This is a genomic window from Hydrogenophaga sp. (genome assembly GCF_022844385.1).
GTDB lineage: Bacteria > Pseudomonadota > Gammaproteobacteria > Burkholderiales > Burkholderiaceae_C > Hydrogenophaga.
Genome location: NZ_JALHLX010000079.1, coordinates 1 through 16,041, shown reverse-complemented (window position 1 = coordinate 16,041; position 16,041 = coordinate 1). Strand labels below are relative to the sequence as shown.

Here is a 16,041-nt window from a genome sequence, read left to right as displayed (position 1 = left end):
CAGTACCCCACCGGCGCGGTCATGACGCTGCCCCGGCGTCACCAGCTGCTGGCCACGGCGCGAGCGCACGACGCCTGGGTGCTGGAGGACGACTACGACAGCGAATACCGCTTCAGCGGCCCGCCCATCTCCAGCCTCGAAGGCCTGGACACCGACGGCCGCGTGCTCTACATGGGCACCTTCTCCAAGGTGCTCTACCCCGGCCTGAAACTCGGCTACCTGGTGGTGCCCAAGCCCATGGTGGCGGCCTTCAAACAGGCCCACTACGACCTCAACCGCCCGGGCCAGATGCCGGTGCAGGCCGCGCTCGCCGAGTTCATCGAGATGGGCCACTTCGCCAGCGCCCTGCGCCGCGCGCGGCAGAACTACGCCGAGCGCCGCCAGTGCCTGCTGGAAGCCCTCAAGCCCGTGCTCACCCCGGGTGGCCCCTTCATCAGCGGCGCCGAACAAGGCCTGCACCTGTGCCTGCGCCTGCCCGGCCACATCGACGACCAGGCCCTGGCCCAGCGCATCGCCCAGCAGGGCATGACCGTGCGCCCGCTCTCGGCCTACTGCCTGCAGCGCGACGACCTCAAGGGCCTGGTCATCGGCTACGGCTACGCGCCGCTGGCCGACATTGAGCGCTGCGGGCCGGTGCTGGCGGGCCTGGTGGGCCAGGCGCTGAAGACCTGAGCGCGGTGCCGCAAATCACGCTTGCGGTATCTGCCGGGTAAAGACCCTGCGAAGTCCATGTTTTGGACCACATGGAGGTGCGGCAACGCACAGACCTCCTTCGGGCCAACATTCAATCTCGGCGTCACCCCCACAGGAGACGTTGACATGAAACAGATTTTTGGACTTTTGCTCACCACCACCGCCGTGGCCTTCAGCGCCCAGGCCATGGCCCAGGCCACCCTCTACGCCAACGACGGTTTCACCGGCCAGTCGCTGCGCATGAGCGCTGACACCCCCAGCCTGCAGCGCTACAAGTTCAACGACCGCGCTTCGTCGGTCGTGGTGGTGGGCAACCGCTGGGAGGTCTGTGAAGACGACAACTTCCGCGGCCGCTGCACCGTGTTGCGTCCGGGCCGCTACACCGCGCTGTACGACATCGGCCTGGAAGACGGCATCTCTTCAGCCCGCATGATTGCCGCCAACGAGCGCGTCAGCGAGAACCGTTACGCCCCCCTGCCGGGCACCGCGCCGGCCGCCGTGAACATCACCTTTTTCGAGAACGAGCGCTTCCAGGGTCGCACCTACACCGCCACTGGCCAGATTCCCAACCTGCGTCGCACCGGCTTCAACGACCGCGCTTCGTCGGCCATCGTGTCGGGCGAGCGCTGGGAGGTCTGCGACAACAACCGCTACAAGGGTCAGTGCATGGTGTTGCGCCCTGGGCAATACCCATCGCTGGCGGCCATGGGCCTGAACGACCAGATCACCTCGGTGCGCGTGTTGCCGCGCAACACCCGCGTGGCCGACAACCGCTACGCACCGGCGCCGATGCAGGCTTACGACGGCCGCCGTCGCAATGGCGAACGCCTGTACGAGGCCGACATCACCTCGTCGCGCGCCGTGCTGGCCACCTCGGGCCAGCGCTGCTGGGTCGAGAGCACGCAGGTACCGGCCGAGCGCAACAGCGCCAACATCCCGGGCGCGGTGGTCGGCGCCCTGCTGGGCGGCATCCTGGGGCACCAGGTCGGCAATGGTTCGGGCCAGGACATCGCCACGGTCGGCGGTGTGGTGGCCGGTGGTGCCATCGGCGCGCAGTTCGGTCGCAACGGCCAGCCCACAACGCAAGACGTGCAGCGCTGCGAAAACGTGCCCGGCGGCGCACAGCCCGCGTACTGGGACGTGACCTACAACTTCCGCGGCACCGAACACCGCGTGCAGACGGCTGTGGCGCCGGGCAACCGCATCACGGTCAACGAACGCGGCGAGCCGCGCGAGCAAGATCAGCGCTGAACCCGGCTCAGAGCGCGTCGCGCAGGCGATGCCAGAGCATGCCCAGCGCCAGGCTGGGTGTGCGCAGCAGCGGCCCACCGGGAAACCGGTGGTGTTGCAGCCGCGCAAACACATCAAAGCGCCCGGCCTGGCCGGCCACCGCTTCGGCCACCAGCTGGCCAGCCAGCCCCGTGAGCGCCACGCCGTGGCCGCTGAAGCCTTGCAGGTAGTAGACGTTGTCACCCAGCCGCCCGAAGTCGGGTGCACGGTTCATGCTGATGTCCACGAAACCACCCCACACGAATTCGATCGGTGTCTGCGCCAGCGCCGGGAACACCTCGCCCATGCGCTGCGCCATCAGGCGTGAGAGGTTCGCCGGCGTGCGCGTGGTGTAGCTCACACGGCCACCAAACAACATGCGGTGATCGGCGCTGAAACGGAAATAGTCGAGCACGAAGTTGTTGTCGCACACCGCCGCGTTGCGCGGAATCAGGCGCGCGCAAAGCCCGGGGTCTAGCGGTGCCGTGCCCACGATGTAGGTGCCCACCGGCATGATGCGCGGCGCGATCTCGGGCGCCACCGCCGGGCCGTATTCGGGCAGCATGCAGTTCCCTGCGAGCACGGCAAACCGCGCAGTCACCTGGCCTTGCGCTGTGCGTGCTGCCAGCGTGGCGCCGCGCTGCAGGCTGGTCACGGCTGAGTGTTCGAAGATGCGCACGCCCGCGGCCTGCGCGGCACGCGCCAAACCCAGCGCGTACTTCAGCGGATGCAGGTGGCCCGAGCGCTGCTCGCGCGCCGCCGCCACATAACGCGGGCTGTTGATCAGGCGCGGCACGTCGGCGCCTTCGGCCCAGTCCACGTGGATGCCGAGTTGCTGCAGGCCCTCCATTTCCTCGTGCAAGGCGTCGCGCTTGCGCGGCGAATCGGCCACGTACACGTAACCGTGCACCCGGTCGCAATCAATGCCGTGCTGTGCAATGCGCGCATCGATCAAGTCGATCGCTTCCAGCGACATCTCCCACGCGCGCTGCGCATCGGCTTCGCCCAACTGGTCTTCAAACGGACCCTGACCGCTGGCAAAACCCACGATGGTCTGGCCGCCGTTGCGCCCGCTGGCACCGCTGCCGATGCGGTCGGCCTCCAGCACCACCACGGAGAGTCCACGCTGAGCGAGTTCGAGCGCAGCGCTCAGCCCGCTGAAGCCCGCACCCACCACCACCACGTCCACGTTCAGCGATTCGCTCAAAGCGGCGCAGGCCGGCGAGCGGTGCACGCTGGATTCGTAATAGCTCTTCTGGTTGAGCTGGGTGTCGGAGCCGATCAGCGAGGCCATGTTCATGCTCCTTTGCGTTTGGCCACCTGCCCACTCAGGTAGGTCCACACAAACGTGGCCGCGGCGTTGCTGGTGAGTTCGGCGTGGTCATAGGCCGGGGCCACTTCCACGCAGTCCATGCCCACCCAATTCAGGTCGGCCAGTTCTTCGAGCACGGTCAGCACCTGCGAACTTGTCATGCCGCCAGGCTCGGGCGTGCCGGTGCCGGGCGCGAACGCCGGGTCCAGGCAGTCGATGTCCAGCGTGAGATACACCGGCCGCTGCCCAATGCGCGCACGGATCGCGTCGATGGCGGGCTTCAGGCCTGCGCCATCGAGCCCGCGCAAGGCGCGCGCGGTGAAGATCTGTCCGCCCTGGTCGGCCACGTATTCGCGCGCCGCGCGTTCGCCGCTGGAGCGGATGCCGATCTGCACCGTGTGCGCCGCGCTCACCAGGCCTTCCTGCAGCGCTTCATAGGTCCACGTGCCGTGGCCCGAGGGCTCGCCGAAGTGGTCGCTCCAGGTGTCGCAGTGCGCGTCGAAATGCACCAGGGCCAGCGGCTCGCCACCGTGGCGGGCTTTTGCGGCGCGCAGCAGCGAGAGCGTCACCGAATGGTCACCGCCGAGAAACACGCAGTGGTGCTGCGCCATCAAGGCCGCGGCCTGCGCCTCGATGTGGCGGCGCACCTCGGTCAGCGGCGAGGCGTTGGGCAGGCGCATGTCGAGCGCGTCGCCCAGGTGTTCCAGCGGCGACACGTTGAACACCGGGTGGATGCCGTCGCACAGCATCAGGCTGGCCGCACGAATGGCTTGCGGGCCAAAACGCGCACCAGGGCGGTTGGTCACCACGCCGTCAAAGGGCACGCCGGCCACCGCAAACGGCTGGTCGGCCAGCGGCGCGCAGCCCAGGAAACGGTTGCTGTTGTTGGCGTATGCGAACTGACCCATGGCCATGGTTGGTCCTCGGTGGAGGTGGGGTGAATTGGAGCGAGAAGATACCCCCGGGAAGCTGGATGCGTGAGTCCAATTCGCTGGGATGACCGGCGTCCACCCCTCCAGCGGCTTCATTTGCCGAACAGGTCCTTGAGGCCCTCGCCCAAGCGGTCGCCCAGGTTGGCGCCAGCGCCCGTGCCCACCCCGGGCATGAGGGCGGTCCCAATGGCCGCGCCCAGCAGCGCCGAGCGGCTCAGGCTCACCGTCGGATCGTCCAGCGTGCCACCCACCACCAGGGGCACGCCCACGACCTCCCCGCCCGCGCCGCGCGTTACGTCCACCCGCACACGGCCCGAGAGGGTTTTGCCGGGTGCCACCGTCACCTCGCCGGTGGCCGCCAGCACTCCCGAGCTCGCCACCAGGTTCGTCAATTCGATGAGTTGCCCGCGCGTGCGCACATGCCCGGCCAGTGTGTCCAGCGCAGTGCTGCCCCCGCGCGACAGGCCCACCGTGGCAACCGCCTTGGCCAGGTCCACGCCCTGCAGCACGGCGTCGTTCACCGTGAAGCGGGTCTGGCTGCGCAGCGCATCCGTCACCGCAGCGGCGCCCGCCTTCGGGTTGATGCGCGCCGACAGCGTGGTGCTGGCGTCGAGGCGGCCAGTGAGCGTGCGGCTGGGCGCGGTCAGCGCCGACACCTCCACGCCGCGGGTTTCCAGCGTGCCTTCAAACACCAGGTCGCGCGCTTTGGCGTTGGCCTCGGGCAGCGTCACCTTGAGCGGGCCCTGCAGCGTTCCACCGCCCACGTCCACCTTCAGGTTCCAGGCGGTCGCGTAGTCCGCTTCGCGTTGCAGCTGCGCTTTCGCACCTTCGAGAGCACCACGAACCACCACCACCGTGGTCTCTGCAGGCCAGCCGTCCTCGTCCAGCGCGAGTTCGGCCTGCACCGTACTGCTGCGACCCTGGACGCTGATCCAGGTCACATCGTCGAGCACGATGCTGCGGGGCAGCCAGCTCAAGTCGGTGGCTTGGTCGTCTGCACCGGGCGGGGCTGGGTTCCTGGCGGGGTCTTGAATGCGCGCACCCAGCAGCACGATGGTGGCCTGCGGCAGCACCGCCTCGCGCACGATGAGGGTGGACACCGCGAGCCGACCCATCAGCAGCGCTGACCACACAGGGCGGGCTTCCACCCGCGCCAGCGTGAGGGCCGGTTTCGCTTCGATGTTCAAGCCTTCGAGTGCCACCGCCGGCAGCGGAAACATTTCCACCGCCACGCGAGACAGCGTTACCGGCACCCCCAGCGCAGCAGTCGCTTCACGTTCAACGCGCTGGCGAAAACCGTCGCTGCCGGTCCACTGGCCCAGCGCGAACACAGCCAGCAACAGCAGCACCCCCACCAGCCCGAGGCCGGCGCCTGCCCAGATGAAGATTCGACGCATCAGTGCATTGTGCGTGGCAGATCACAACGCGCGCTGGCGCAGCGCCAATACCGCACCGATCCACAGCGCCACCGCAGAGAACACCAGGCCCTCACGCAACCCCTGCGCGCCACTGGATCCGTCGGCAATGAAGCCCACCACCGTGGGCCCCACGATCTGCCCGGCCGCGAACACGATGGTGAAGGCGCTGATGCCCGCCGCCCACTGCGCCGGTGGCAGGTTGTGCCGCACCAGCGCGGTGGTGGAGGCCACCACCGAAAGGAACACACCACCAAACAGCAGGCCCGAGGCGATCACCAGCGGAGGTGAACCGGTGAGCGCCGGCACGATGGCCGCCAGGCCCAGCAGGGCGTTCAACCGCGCCAACGCCTGGCCGTTGCGGTGGCGGTCCAGCAGCCCCGCCCAGATGCGGGACGAGGCGATCACCGCCAGGCCGAGCAGGGCGTAGAAGGTGGTGATGGCGGCGGACGAACTGCCCTGCTCGCGCAGCAACGCGATCACGAACGTCATGTAGCCGATGTAGCCCACACCAAAGCCGGCGTAACCCGCGAGCGCAAAGCCGAAGTCGCGCACCCGGAACACGCGGGCAGACCCGGCCACCGAGCTGGCCACCGGCGGTGGCTGGTTCGCCAGCACCCGCGCCGGCCAGGCCATGAGCGCAGTGGCCAGCAGGCAGACCAGCGCCAGCGCCCACCAGGCCCACGCCCAGCCATGCGGCTGTTGCGCGGCGGCGGCGAGCACCGGCGGCACACCCAGCGCCGAGATCACGATGCCCAGGCCCGTGCCTCCGTAATAAATGCCGAGCAAAAAACCGCTGCGCTGCGGCTGGCGCGCACCCAGCCGTGCGGCAAGCAAGCCCCCCGCAATGAACACCAAGGCGCTCGCCAAGCCCGCCAGCAGGCGCTGCGCCAGCAAGGGAGCGGCTGCCGTGAAAAACCCGCTGAGCGCCATGAACAGCGACGCGCCGAGCGAACCCGTGATCAGCAGCGCCATCGGCGAAAACCGCCGCATCAGCCAGGGCGTGGCCAGCGCACCGATGAGGTAACCGACGGCATTGAAGGTGTTCATGGCGCCAGCCAGCGTGTAGCTCCAGCCGAGGTCTTCGCGCATGGGCGGCAGCAGCAGGCCGTAGGCAAAACGCGTGATGCCCAGCGACACGGCGGCACCAAGCGACAAGGCGAGCACCAGGCGGATGTACGGCGTGGGGTCGGTGGTGGGGTCCGGGCGGTTCATGGCCGGGCCATTGTCGGTGCCAATTCCGTGGGCGCCGAGCCCACCACTGCGCCGTGGGCGACAACGAACCCCGGGCCCGGCTTAAGCTAATCACCATGACCGACTTCGCCACCGAAACTTTCCAAGCGATCCAGCACACCGAGTGCGAGCGCTTCATCGCCAGCCACCCGCAATCGATGGCATTGGCCCGCGCAGCACAACAGCACTACCTCTTCGGTGTGCCACTGCACTGGATGCGCGACTGGCCCAGTCCCGCCACCCTGTTTGTGGCGCATGCGCAGGGCGCCAGCCTCACCTGTGCAGACGGCGTGCGTTATGCGGACTTCTGCCTGGGCGACACCGGCGCCATGTTCGGCCACAGCCCCGCACCACTGGCCCAAGCCATCGCCAGGCAGGCCGAGCAAGGTCTCACCTGCATGCTGCCGGCCACCAACACGGCCGCAGCAGGTGAGTTGCTGGCCAACACCTTCGGCCTGCCCATGTGGCAGATGGCCCTGTCGGCCAGCGACGCCAACCGTTTCGTGCTGCGCTGGGCGCGCGCGATCACCGGCCGGCCCCAACTGCTGGTTTTCGACGGCTGTTACCACGGTGCGGTGGACGACACGCTGGTGGACATGGACCCCGTGACAGGCCACACGTTGCCGCGCAGCTCCGTCCTCGGCCAGGTCCACAACCACGCCGCCTTCACACGCGTGGTGCCGTTCAACGACCTGGATGCACTGGAAGCTGCGTTGAAGCAGGGCGACGTGGCCTGTCTGCTCGCCGAGCCCGCGCTCACCAACTTTGGTCTGGTTCCACCCGAACCCGGCTACTGGGAACAGGCCCGCGCGCTGTGCCACCAGCACGGCGCGCTCTTCGTCTGCGACGAGACCCACACCATCTCCACCGCGCTGGGCGGTTACGCGCGCGCCCATGGGCTGGACCCCGACTTCATGGTGGTCGGCAAGGCAGTGGCCGGTGGTCTGCCGTGCGCGGTGTACGGCTTCACACAAGCCATGGCCGAACGCATGGCGCAAGCCAAGAACGCCGCGCCCGAAGGCCACAGCGGCATCGGCACCACGCTGGCAGGCAATGCGCTCACGCTGGCCGCGCTGCAGGCATCGCTGGAACACCTGCACACCGCGGCGAACTATGCCCACATGCTGGGCTTGGCCACCGTGTTGGAAAAGGGGCTGAGTGAACGCATCGCAGCGGCTGGACAGCCTTGGACCATCACCCGGCTGGGCGCGCGCATGGAACTGCAGTTCATGCCGAAAACCCCGCGCAACGCGCAAGACGTGCGCGACCACGCGCAAGGCGAACTGGAGGCGTTGACACACCTCTTCATGCTGAACCGGGGCGTGCTGCTCACACCCTTCCACAGCATGATGCTGGTGTCACCCGCCACGACCCCGGAGGACGTTGAGCGCCTGCTGGCGGTGTTCGACGAACTGCTTGCAGCGCTCAGGTCTCTCCGAGTCCCACCGGAGCCGGCGCCCGCATCACGATCCGCGTGAACAGGCGGTCAAACTGCGGGTCCCGCGCACCCTTCTCGTTGAGCGGATCGCGGTGGGTCGCAAAGGCCACGTTGAGCGCGTGCCAGTCGGCCTCCGTCAGGCTCTTCTCGGCTTCGGGCAAGAGCACGGTTTCTTCCAGCCGCATGTGTTCCAGGTAGAACTGCACGTAGCGCGTGGCCTCAGCTTCGAACGCTGCACGGCGCGTCTCGCCCAGGTACTCCCAGGCCATCAGCAGGTGCATGAGTTCGCGCACCCGCACCTCGCCGGTCATGTGGTCGCTCTCCAGCCGCTCGATGGTGGCCATCACGTGTGGCGCCACGCGCGCGATGCGTGGAAACAGCAGGTCCGATTCTTTGGGGTGGTGCAGTTTCTCGGGGAACTCGTCGATGTAGAACAGCATGGCGCGCAGCACGTCGAAGTACTGCTCGGGCGCGTGTTTGCCATCGGCGTCCGGCCCGCGCTTGATCATTTGCAGCATCGACTGCAGCATGGCGGCCAGGCTGGCATGTTCGTCGCGGATCACGCGCAGGGCAGAGTGGTTCATGGGGCGTCTCCTCAGGCCTCGTTCGGGTCTGGCAAGCTTCGCTCAGGGCCTCTGACAACGCATTGACCTGCATCAACATGCGACCCTGCGCGCTCAGCGCTGTGGTGGCTTCCAGCGTTTGAGCAGCAAGGCGTTGCTCACCACGCTCACCGAGCTCAGCGCCATGGCCGCGCCCGCCACCACAGGGCTCAGGAAGCCGAGAGCCGCGAGTGGGATACCGGCCACGTTGTAGGCAAACGCCCAGAACAGGTTCTGCCGGATCTTGCGCACGGTGCGACGCGAAATGTCGAGTGCTGCGGCCACCATCAGCGGGTCGCCGCGCATCAGCGTGATGCCGGCGGCATGCATGGCCACGTCCGAGCTGCCGCCCTGGCTGTGGCTCATGGCCATACCGACGTCGGCCGACGCCAGGGCGGGTGCGTCGTTGACCCCATCACCCACCATCGCAACGACGTGGCCTCCCTCTTTCAATCGCCGAACCACCGCCGCCTTGTCGCCCGGCAAGACCTCGGCAATCACTTCGCCATCGTCGGCACGCAAACCCAGCCGTGCGGCCATGGCCATCGCGGCACCCTGGTTGTCGCCCGACACCATGAACAGCCGCATGCCGGCCGCGCGCAGCTCGGCGATGGCGGCCGCAGCACCGGCCTTGGGTTCGTCTCCAAACGCCAGCAGAGCCAGTGGTACCCAGCCGGTCGTGCCAACGGCCTGGCTGACGAGCGCCGAGACGGTTGATCCTTGTTGTTGCAAGGCCTGCGCACGCACAGCGAGTGGGCCCAGATCAACACCCAGTTCGTCCATCCACCGCAGGCTGCCCAGCGACAACAAAGCACCCTGCACCGTGCCCTGGCTGCCCCGGCCCGACACGGCCTGCACATTGGTCGCGGCATCGGGCAGCACCACCAACGAACGTGCCGTGGCCGCTTCGACCACCGCCCGCGCCAGCGGATGTGCGCTTTGCGCCTGCAAGGCCGCCGCCGCCTGCAGCACCGCGAGTTCGTCCACACCCGCCGCCACCTCGATAACCAACAAGCGAGGGTGCCCTTCGGTGAGCGTGCCGGTTTTGTCGAAGGCCACGGTATCGACCTTGTGCGCAATCTCCAGCGCCTGCGCGTCCTTGATCAGGATGCCGTGCTGCGCCGCCACACCGGTGCCCGCCATGATGGCCGCCGGTGTCGCCAGACCCAGCGCGCACGGGCAGGCAATCACCAACACCGCCACCGCGTGGATCAGCGCTGCCTCCATGTCCGCACCTGTCCACAGCCAGCCGAGCAGCGTGGCCAGCGCAATCACCAGCACCACCGGCACAAACACCGCCGCGACCTGATCGACCAAACGCTGCACCGGTGCCTTGCCGGCCTGCGCGTCCTGCACCAGCGCAATGATCTGCGCCAGCACGCTCTGCGCGCCGATGGCTCGCACCTGGACCTCGACCGCGCCTTCGCCGTTGAGCGAACCACCGGTGACACCGTCACCGACTTCCTTGGGCACCGGCATGGCTTCGCCAGTGAGCATCGATTCGTCGGCCTGCGTACTGCCCTGCACCACGGTGCCATCGGCCGCAAAGCGTTCACCCGGCAACACCCGCACCACATCGCCGGGCAGCAGCTCGTCCACCGACACATCGGTGATCTCGGTGCGGCGAACACCATCGGGCAACAGATGCGCCCGCTCGGGCCGCAAGGATTGCAAGGCCCGGATGGCGCTGGTGGTCTGGCGTTTGGCGCGCGCCTCCAGCCATTTGCCCAGCAGCACCAGCGTGATCACCACCGCGGATGCCTCGTAGTACAGGTGCAACATTTCGCCCGGCTCCGAACGCCACCACAGCCAGGTGGACAGCGCCCAGGCCGCCGTGGTCCCGATGGACACGAGCAGCTCCATGTTGCCGGTGCGCGCCTTGAGCGCATGCCAGCCCGCGCGGTAAAAGCGTGCGCCCAGCACGAACTGCACCGGCGTGGCCAGCACAAACTGCATCCAGGCCGACAGCATCCAGTGCTTTCCAAACAGATCGCCCACCATGGGCAACACGAGCGGCGCCGACAACACGATGCCGATCAGCACAGGCAGAAAGTCGACCGACACGCCCATCCAGCGCTTTTCAGCGGCGGCGTCCATGGCCTCCATCGAACGCGGTTCGTAGCCCGCGTCGCGCACTGCGCGTTTGACGCGCGCCAGCGATTCGGGCGTTTCGCCATCGACCATGAGCACACGCGCCGATTCGGTCGCAAGGTTCACCGTGGCTTCCGACACGCCGGGTTGTTTCTTCAAGGCCTTCTCAACGCGCAATACGCAGGAAGCGCAGGTCATGCCGCCAATGCCCAGGTCGATCTGGGCAGGGGCAAGGGGTGTGGTTGTCGTGTTCATGGACACAGCATAGGCTTTACCACCATGGGAAGGTCAAGCACCTTGCTTCGCTTGACCTTCACACCGTGTCAAGGATGAAAATGGATTTCTCCAACCCTTTCAAGGAACCTCCATGAACGAAATCTTCACCGTGCAAGGCATGACCTGTGGCCACTGCGAAAAAGCCGTGACCACTGCCATCAAGCTGCTCGATCCCCAGGCGCAGGTCACCATCGACCGGACACAGAACCGGGTCGAAGTAACCACCACACAGCCCCGCGACACGGTGGCAGCGGCCATCCGCGAAGAGGGCTATCAGGTGACGGCCTGAACCTCATGAAAGACATTGACATTGACCAGCTCACCACCTGGCCCGTGAATATCGGCAAAGCCGCCGAACTCAGTGGCATCTCCCCCAAGATGCTGCGGCACTACGAAACCCTCGGTCTGCTGGGTGGTGTGGTGCGCACCGACAGCAACTACCGCCAGTACAGCCTGGCCGACGTGCATTCGCTGCGTTTCATCCGGCGTTCACGCGACATGGGTTTTGGCCTGGACGCCATCGCCGAACTGGTGAGCCTGTGGCACAACCGCAAGCGCAGCAGTGCCACGGTCAAACGTATCACGCAGAAGCACCTGGACGAGCTTGCGCAGCGCATCGAAGCCTTGCAGGCCATGCAGCGCACGCTGGGCAGTCTCATGAACTTGTGTCCGGGCGACGGTCGACCCGATTGCCCGATCCTGGACGACCTGGCCCACTCGGCCTGTACGGTGGAAACCGGCACAAAACTTTACAAGCCCGCCACAAGCACCGCACCGCGCAGAAACACCCCCCGACGAGACTGAAGCCATTCCACAGCCCACCGACCCAAGCTGTGGTGACTCTTCCTCAACGGTCACAAGGAGTGAACATGACATCGATTCCCAAGCGCGCCCTGATGGCTGCCGCCCTGGCAGCCGCCTTCGCCGGCCTCTCGGCCACCGCCATCGCCCAGAACACCACGGCAGCTCCCACAGCACCGGCCACCACCCAACAAGCCCAGGAAGGCGCCAAGGAAGGCCAGCGCGACGCCAAGCGCGCCGAGCGCATGGCCCAGATGCAGAAACGCATGGCTGATCGACAGGCGGCACTGAAAGCCGAGCTGAAGATCACCGCCGAGCAGGAACCCGCCTGGAACGCCTTTGTGGCACGCACCGCGCCTGAAGCCCGCCCGGCCCGCCAGGGTCCCCGTGAAGACTGGTCCAAGCTGACCACACCCCAACGACTGGACAAGATGGCGGCCATGAAAACCGAACGGGACGCCCGCATGACCCAGCGCCACGATGCCATCAAGAGCTTTTACGCAGCACTCAACGCTGAGCAGCAAAAGGTGTTCGACACGAAGCAGATGCAGGGCTTTCAGCGCGCCGGCATGAAAGACCACGGCAAAAAACACCACCACGGTGGCGGCCACCACCGCATGGGCGGCACGGTCTGATCGGCTTCCAAGCCGATGGCCTTCTGTGTTTCTTGTTCTTATAGATTCATTTAATTCAAGATAGCAGTAGTAGTAGAGGGCGCTGTCCGCTGTGGACAAGCGCCCTTTCTCGTTATTGATCAAGGACTTGCACCCGTTCGAAGTCTGTGTGGAGCACACCGGCCCTGTTCAAGCGAAAAAAGGACAACTGCCCGAAACGCGCCGAGCTTGTGGATAAGTCATGGTTTGTTCAAAAGATATACACAGGGTTGTTGAGCAAGCCTCGGAAACATGCCCTGACACCTGGGCACACGCGCTTGCCGGTGGGCCGCAGCCCGGCTGTTAAACTGCGCCGCTTCATGCCCGACCCCGGTGCTGCGCACCGACTGCGTCGACTGCCTTTTTTGTGAGCCTGTTTCGCCCATGTCTGTTGCCCTCGCAGGAAACGCGCCCACCACCTTCGAAATCAAGAGTGCCCACCTGCCCTTGGTGGCGCTCATGCTCAAGTCGTCCGACCTGGACCGCCTGGCGCAGGAACTGACCCAGCGCTTCGGCGACATGCCCGACTTCTTCGACAACGACCCGCTGGTCATCGACCTGCATCCGCTGAACGTGGCCGAGGCCAATGCCCTGCCCGATTTCGGCGCCTTGCAGGCCCTGCTGCGCCAGTACCGGCTGGTCCCGTTGGCGGTGCGCGGCGGCACCATCGAGCAGACCCGGCTGGCCCTGGCTGCCGGGCTCACGAATGCGCCCGATGCGTCGGTGCAGCGGGCGGCACCTGCGGTCGTTCCCACCGAGATCACCGCAACGCCCGAGCCCGTTCAGCAGATCGCACCCGTGCCCGCTCCCGGCGCACTCGTCATTGACAAACCACTGCGCTCCGGCCAGCAGATCTATGCGCGCGGCCGCGATCTGGTGATCATGGCCATGGTCAATCCGGGCGCCGAGGTGATTGCCGACGGCCACATCCATGTGTATGCACCGCTGCGTGGCAAGGCTATAGCCGGCGCACGCGGCAACACCGACGCGCGCATCTTTGCACTGGGCATGGCGCCCGAGCTGATCTCGATTGCCGGTATCTACCGCACCAGCGAGGTGGACCTGCCCGATTCGATCCACGGCAAGACGGCGCAGGTGCGCCTGGTGCCCGGACCGGACGGCGACAAGCTCTTGATCGAGGCCATCGGCGCCTGATCGACTCCCCCATTTTTCGAACAGAAGGACCTTCACCATGACCAAAATCGTTGTCGTCACCTCCGGCAAGGGTGGTGTGGGCAAGACCACCACCAGCGCCAGCTTTGCATCCGGCCTCGCCATGCGCGGCCACAAGACCGCCGTGATTGATTTCGACGTCGGCCTGCGCAACCTCGACCTGATCATGGGCTGCGAGCGCCGTGTGGTGTACGACCTGATCAACGTGATCCAGGGCGAAGCCAACCTGAACCAGGCGCTGATCAAGGACAAACAGTGCGACAACCTGTTCGTGCTGGCCGCCAGCCAGACGCGCGACAAGGACGCCCTCAGCCAGGAAGGCGTGCACAAGGTGCTGACCGACCTGTCCGCGATGGGTTTCGAGTACATCGTGTGCGACTCACCCGCCGGCATCGAGACTGGCGCGCTGATGGCCATGCACTACGCCGACGAAGCGCTCATCGTGACCAACCCCGAAGTCTCCAGCGTGCGCGATTCCGACCGCATCCTGGGCATGCTGGGCAGCAAGACCCAACGCGCCATCGACGGCAAGGAACCCATCAAGGAACACCTGCTGATCACGCGCTACAACCCCACGCGCGTGGCCGACGGCCAGATGCTCAGTCTGGAAGACATCCAGGACATCCTGCGCATCAAGCTCATCGGTGTGATTCCCGAAAGTGAAAACGTGCTGACCGCGTCCAACCAGGGCACGCCGGCCATCCACCTCAAAGGCACCGACGTGGCCGAGGCCTACAGCGACGTGATCGACCGTTTTCTCGGTGCCGACAAGCCGCTGCGTTTCATCGAAGCGGAAAAAGCCGGTTTCTTCAAACGCCTGTTCGGGGGGAAATGACGCATGTCGATCTTTTCCTTTCTGCTCGGTGAGAAGAAAAAAACCGCCAGCGTCGCCAAGGAGCGGCTGCAAATCATTCTGGCGCACGAGCGCAACGGCCGCAGTGCTTCCGAACCCGACTATCTGCCGGCTTTGCAGCGTGAGCTGGTCGCCGTGATCAGCAAATACATCAAGATCAACCCGGACGACATCAAGGTCCAGCTCGACCGCCAGGACAACCTGGACGTGCTTGAAGTCAAGATCGAGTTGCCGGATCGGAAATAGGTTGGTCTGCGCCGGAGCGTGAACCGCATCGCACGCAGCAACGTAAACCCAGAGATACCGAGGAACCGGCTTTGCCGGGCCTCTGGTATCGCCCCCCCTTGCAAGGGGGGACGCGCGCAGCGCGGCGGGGGGTCCTATCATCCCCTCATGCTGATCGAAACGCTGGGCGCCGCCCGTGACATGGGCCGACTCAACACCATCCTGGGTGTTCTGATCCGCCATGGGTTCGGGGACAGCGTTCGCCGTCTGGGCCTGGCCGACTCGCTGGAGCGCGCCGGACACGCCCTCAAGTGGGACCACGCCGCCGATCTCGCCCGCCTCGCACCTCCGGTGCAAGTGCGCCTGGCCCTTGAAGAGCTGGGTCCGGCGTTTGTGAAACTGGGCCAGATCCTGGCGGGCCGGGCCGACCTGTTCGGCCCCGAATGGATCGCCGAGTTCGAAAAACTGCACAGCCAGGTGCCCGCCGTTCCACTGGAGTTGTTGCGCCCCCAACTGAGGGAAGACCTCGGTGGTGAGCCCGAAACGGTGTTCGCCCGCTTCAACACCGAGCCGCTGGCCGCAGCGTCGATCGCGCAGGTGCACCGCGCGCAGCTGCACGACGGCACCGAGGTTGTGGTCAAGATCCGCCGACCCGGCATCACCGAGACCATTGACGCCGACCTGCGTCTGCTGGGTCGCCTGGCGGCGCTGGCCGAAGTGGAGCTCCCGGCGCTCAAGCCCTACCGCCCCCAGCAACTGGTGCGGGAACTGGCGCGTTCGCTCAAGCGCGAGCTCGACCTCGCCACCGAATGCCGCAGCGCAGAGCGCATCGGCGCCAACATGGTGGCCTTGCCATGGATCGTGGTGCCACACGTGCACTGGGCCCACACCAGCGCGCGGGTCAACGTGCAGGACTTTGTGGACGGCGTACCAGGTGACGCATTGCAGCGGCTGGACAGCGAAGGCTTTGACCGCCAATTGCTGGCGCGGCGGGGCGCGCAGGCTGTGCTCAAGATGATCGTGCAGGACGGCCTGTTCCACGCCGATCCGCACCCCGGCAATGTGTTCTACCTGA

At 66.4% G+C, this 16,041-nt stretch carries 16 protein-coding genes; 10 read left to right on the top strand and 6 right to left on the bottom strand.

What is annotated here, in order from left to right:
- Both Q0C59_RS13180 and Q0C59_RS13175 read left to right on the top strand, forming a co-directional pair.
- Positions 1-672: PLP-dependent aminotransferase family protein (locus Q0C59_RS13180; protein WP_291216264.1), on the top strand; the 672-nt coding region annotated here is incomplete at its 5' end.
- A 147-nt stretch (positions 673-819) separates the two neighbouring features.
- Positions 820-1,944 (top strand): beta/gamma crystallin-related protein, encoded by a 1,125-nt coding sequence (locus Q0C59_RS13175; protein WP_291216262.1) that lies wholly within the window; start codon positions 820-822, stop codon positions 1,942-1,944.
- Between the two features lie 7 nt (positions 1,945-1,951).
- Here the strand turns inward: Q0C59_RS13175 and Q0C59_RS13170 are convergent, their stop codons facing one another.
- From Q0C59_RS13170 to Q0C59_RS13155, 4 genes are all read right to left on the bottom strand, one after another.
- Complete coding sequence (locus Q0C59_RS13170; RefSeq protein WP_291216260.1) at positions 1,952-3,256, bottom strand: FAD-binding oxidoreductase; 1,305 nt, start codon at positions 3,254-3,256, stop codon at positions 1,952-1,954.
- Positions 3,257-3,258: 2 nt separating this feature from the next.
- Positions 3,259-4,188, bottom strand: coding sequence for an agmatinase (speB, locus tag Q0C59_RS13165; protein WP_291216259.1), 930 nt, complete (start codon positions 4,186-4,188; stop codon positions 3,259-3,261).
- Positions 4,189-4,298: 110 nt separating this feature from the next.
- Entirely contained in the window at positions 4,299-5,603 is a 1,305-nt protein-coding gene (locus Q0C59_RS13160) for a hypothetical protein (RefSeq protein WP_291216257.1), read from the bottom strand.
- A gap of 21 nt (positions 5,604-5,624) precedes the next feature.
- Positions 5,625-6,836 carry a YbfB/YjiJ family MFS transporter gene (locus Q0C59_RS13155; protein WP_291216255.1) on the bottom strand — a complete coding sequence of 404 codons (1,212 nt, stop codon included), beginning with the start codon at positions 6,834-6,836 and terminating at the stop codon, positions 5,625-5,627.
- A gap of 95 nt (positions 6,837-6,931) precedes the next feature.
- On the opposite strand from Q0C59_RS13155, the gene Q0C59_RS13150 reads away from it, so the two are divergent.
- Positions 6,932-8,332, top strand: a complete 1,401-nt coding sequence (locus Q0C59_RS13150) for an aspartate aminotransferase family protein (RefSeq protein WP_291216253.1) — start codon at positions 6,932-6,934, stop codon at positions 8,330-8,332.
- On the opposite strand, the gene Q0C59_RS13145 is transcribed toward Q0C59_RS13150, so the two are convergent.
- Together Q0C59_RS13145 and Q0C59_RS13140 are read right to left on the bottom strand one after the other, a co-directional pair.
- Positions 8,280-8,876, bottom strand: coding sequence for a hemerythrin domain-containing protein (locus Q0C59_RS13145; RefSeq protein ID WP_291216252.1), 597 nt, complete (start codon positions 8,874-8,876; stop codon positions 8,280-8,282). The genes Q0C59_RS13150 and Q0C59_RS13145 overlap by 53 nt on opposite strands.
- A gap of 93 nt (positions 8,877-8,969) precedes the next feature.
- Positions 8,970-11,240 carry a cation-translocating P-type ATPase gene (locus tag Q0C59_RS13140; protein WP_291216251.1) on the bottom strand — a complete coding sequence of 757 codons (2,271 nt, stop codon included), beginning with the start codon at positions 11,238-11,240 and terminating at the stop codon, positions 8,970-8,972.
- A 112-nt stretch (positions 11,241-11,352) separates the two neighbouring features.
- Between Q0C59_RS13140 and Q0C59_RS13135 the strand changes: the two genes are divergently transcribed.
- The 7 genes from Q0C59_RS13135 to Q0C59_RS13105 all read left to right on the top strand — a co-directional run.
- Positions 11,353-11,550, top strand: a complete 198-nt coding sequence (locus Q0C59_RS13135) for a heavy-metal-associated domain-containing protein (RefSeq protein WP_291216250.1) — start codon at positions 11,353-11,355, stop codon at positions 11,548-11,550.
- Positions 11,551-11,555: 5 nt separating this feature from the next.
- Positions 11,556-12,065: a Cu(I)-responsive transcriptional regulator gene (cueR, locus tag Q0C59_RS13130; RefSeq protein WP_291216248.1), complete on the top strand. Its 510-nt coding sequence runs from the start codon at positions 11,556-11,558 to the stop codon at positions 12,063-12,065.
- A 65-nt stretch (positions 12,066-12,130) separates the two neighbouring features.
- On the top strand, positions 12,131-12,697 hold the full coding sequence (locus tag Q0C59_RS13125; RefSeq protein ID WP_291216246.1) for a Spy/CpxP family protein refolding chaperone: 567 nt from the start codon (positions 12,131-12,133) through the stop codon (positions 12,695-12,697).
- 402 nt (positions 12,698-13,099) lie between these two features.
- A complete protein-coding gene (gene minC, locus Q0C59_RS13120; protein ID WP_291216245.1) occupies positions 13,100-13,870 on the top strand; it encodes a septum site-determining protein MinC in 771 nt (256 codons plus the stop codon).
- A 37-nt stretch (positions 13,871-13,907) separates the two neighbouring features.
- Positions 13,908-14,723, top strand: a complete 816-nt coding sequence (gene minD, locus Q0C59_RS13115) for a septum site-determining protein MinD (RefSeq protein WP_291216244.1) — start codon at positions 13,908-13,910, stop codon at positions 14,721-14,723.
- Between the two features lie 3 nt (positions 14,724-14,726).
- Positions 14,727-14,987, top strand: a complete 261-nt coding sequence (gene minE, locus Q0C59_RS13110) for a cell division topological specificity factor MinE (RefSeq protein WP_056265121.1) — start codon at positions 14,727-14,729, stop codon at positions 14,985-14,987.
- Between the two features lie 147 nt (positions 14,988-15,134).
- A partial coding sequence (locus Q0C59_RS13105; protein ID WP_291216243.1) for an AarF/ABC1/UbiB kinase family protein occupies positions 15,135-16,041 on the top strand: 907 nt, incomplete at its 3' end.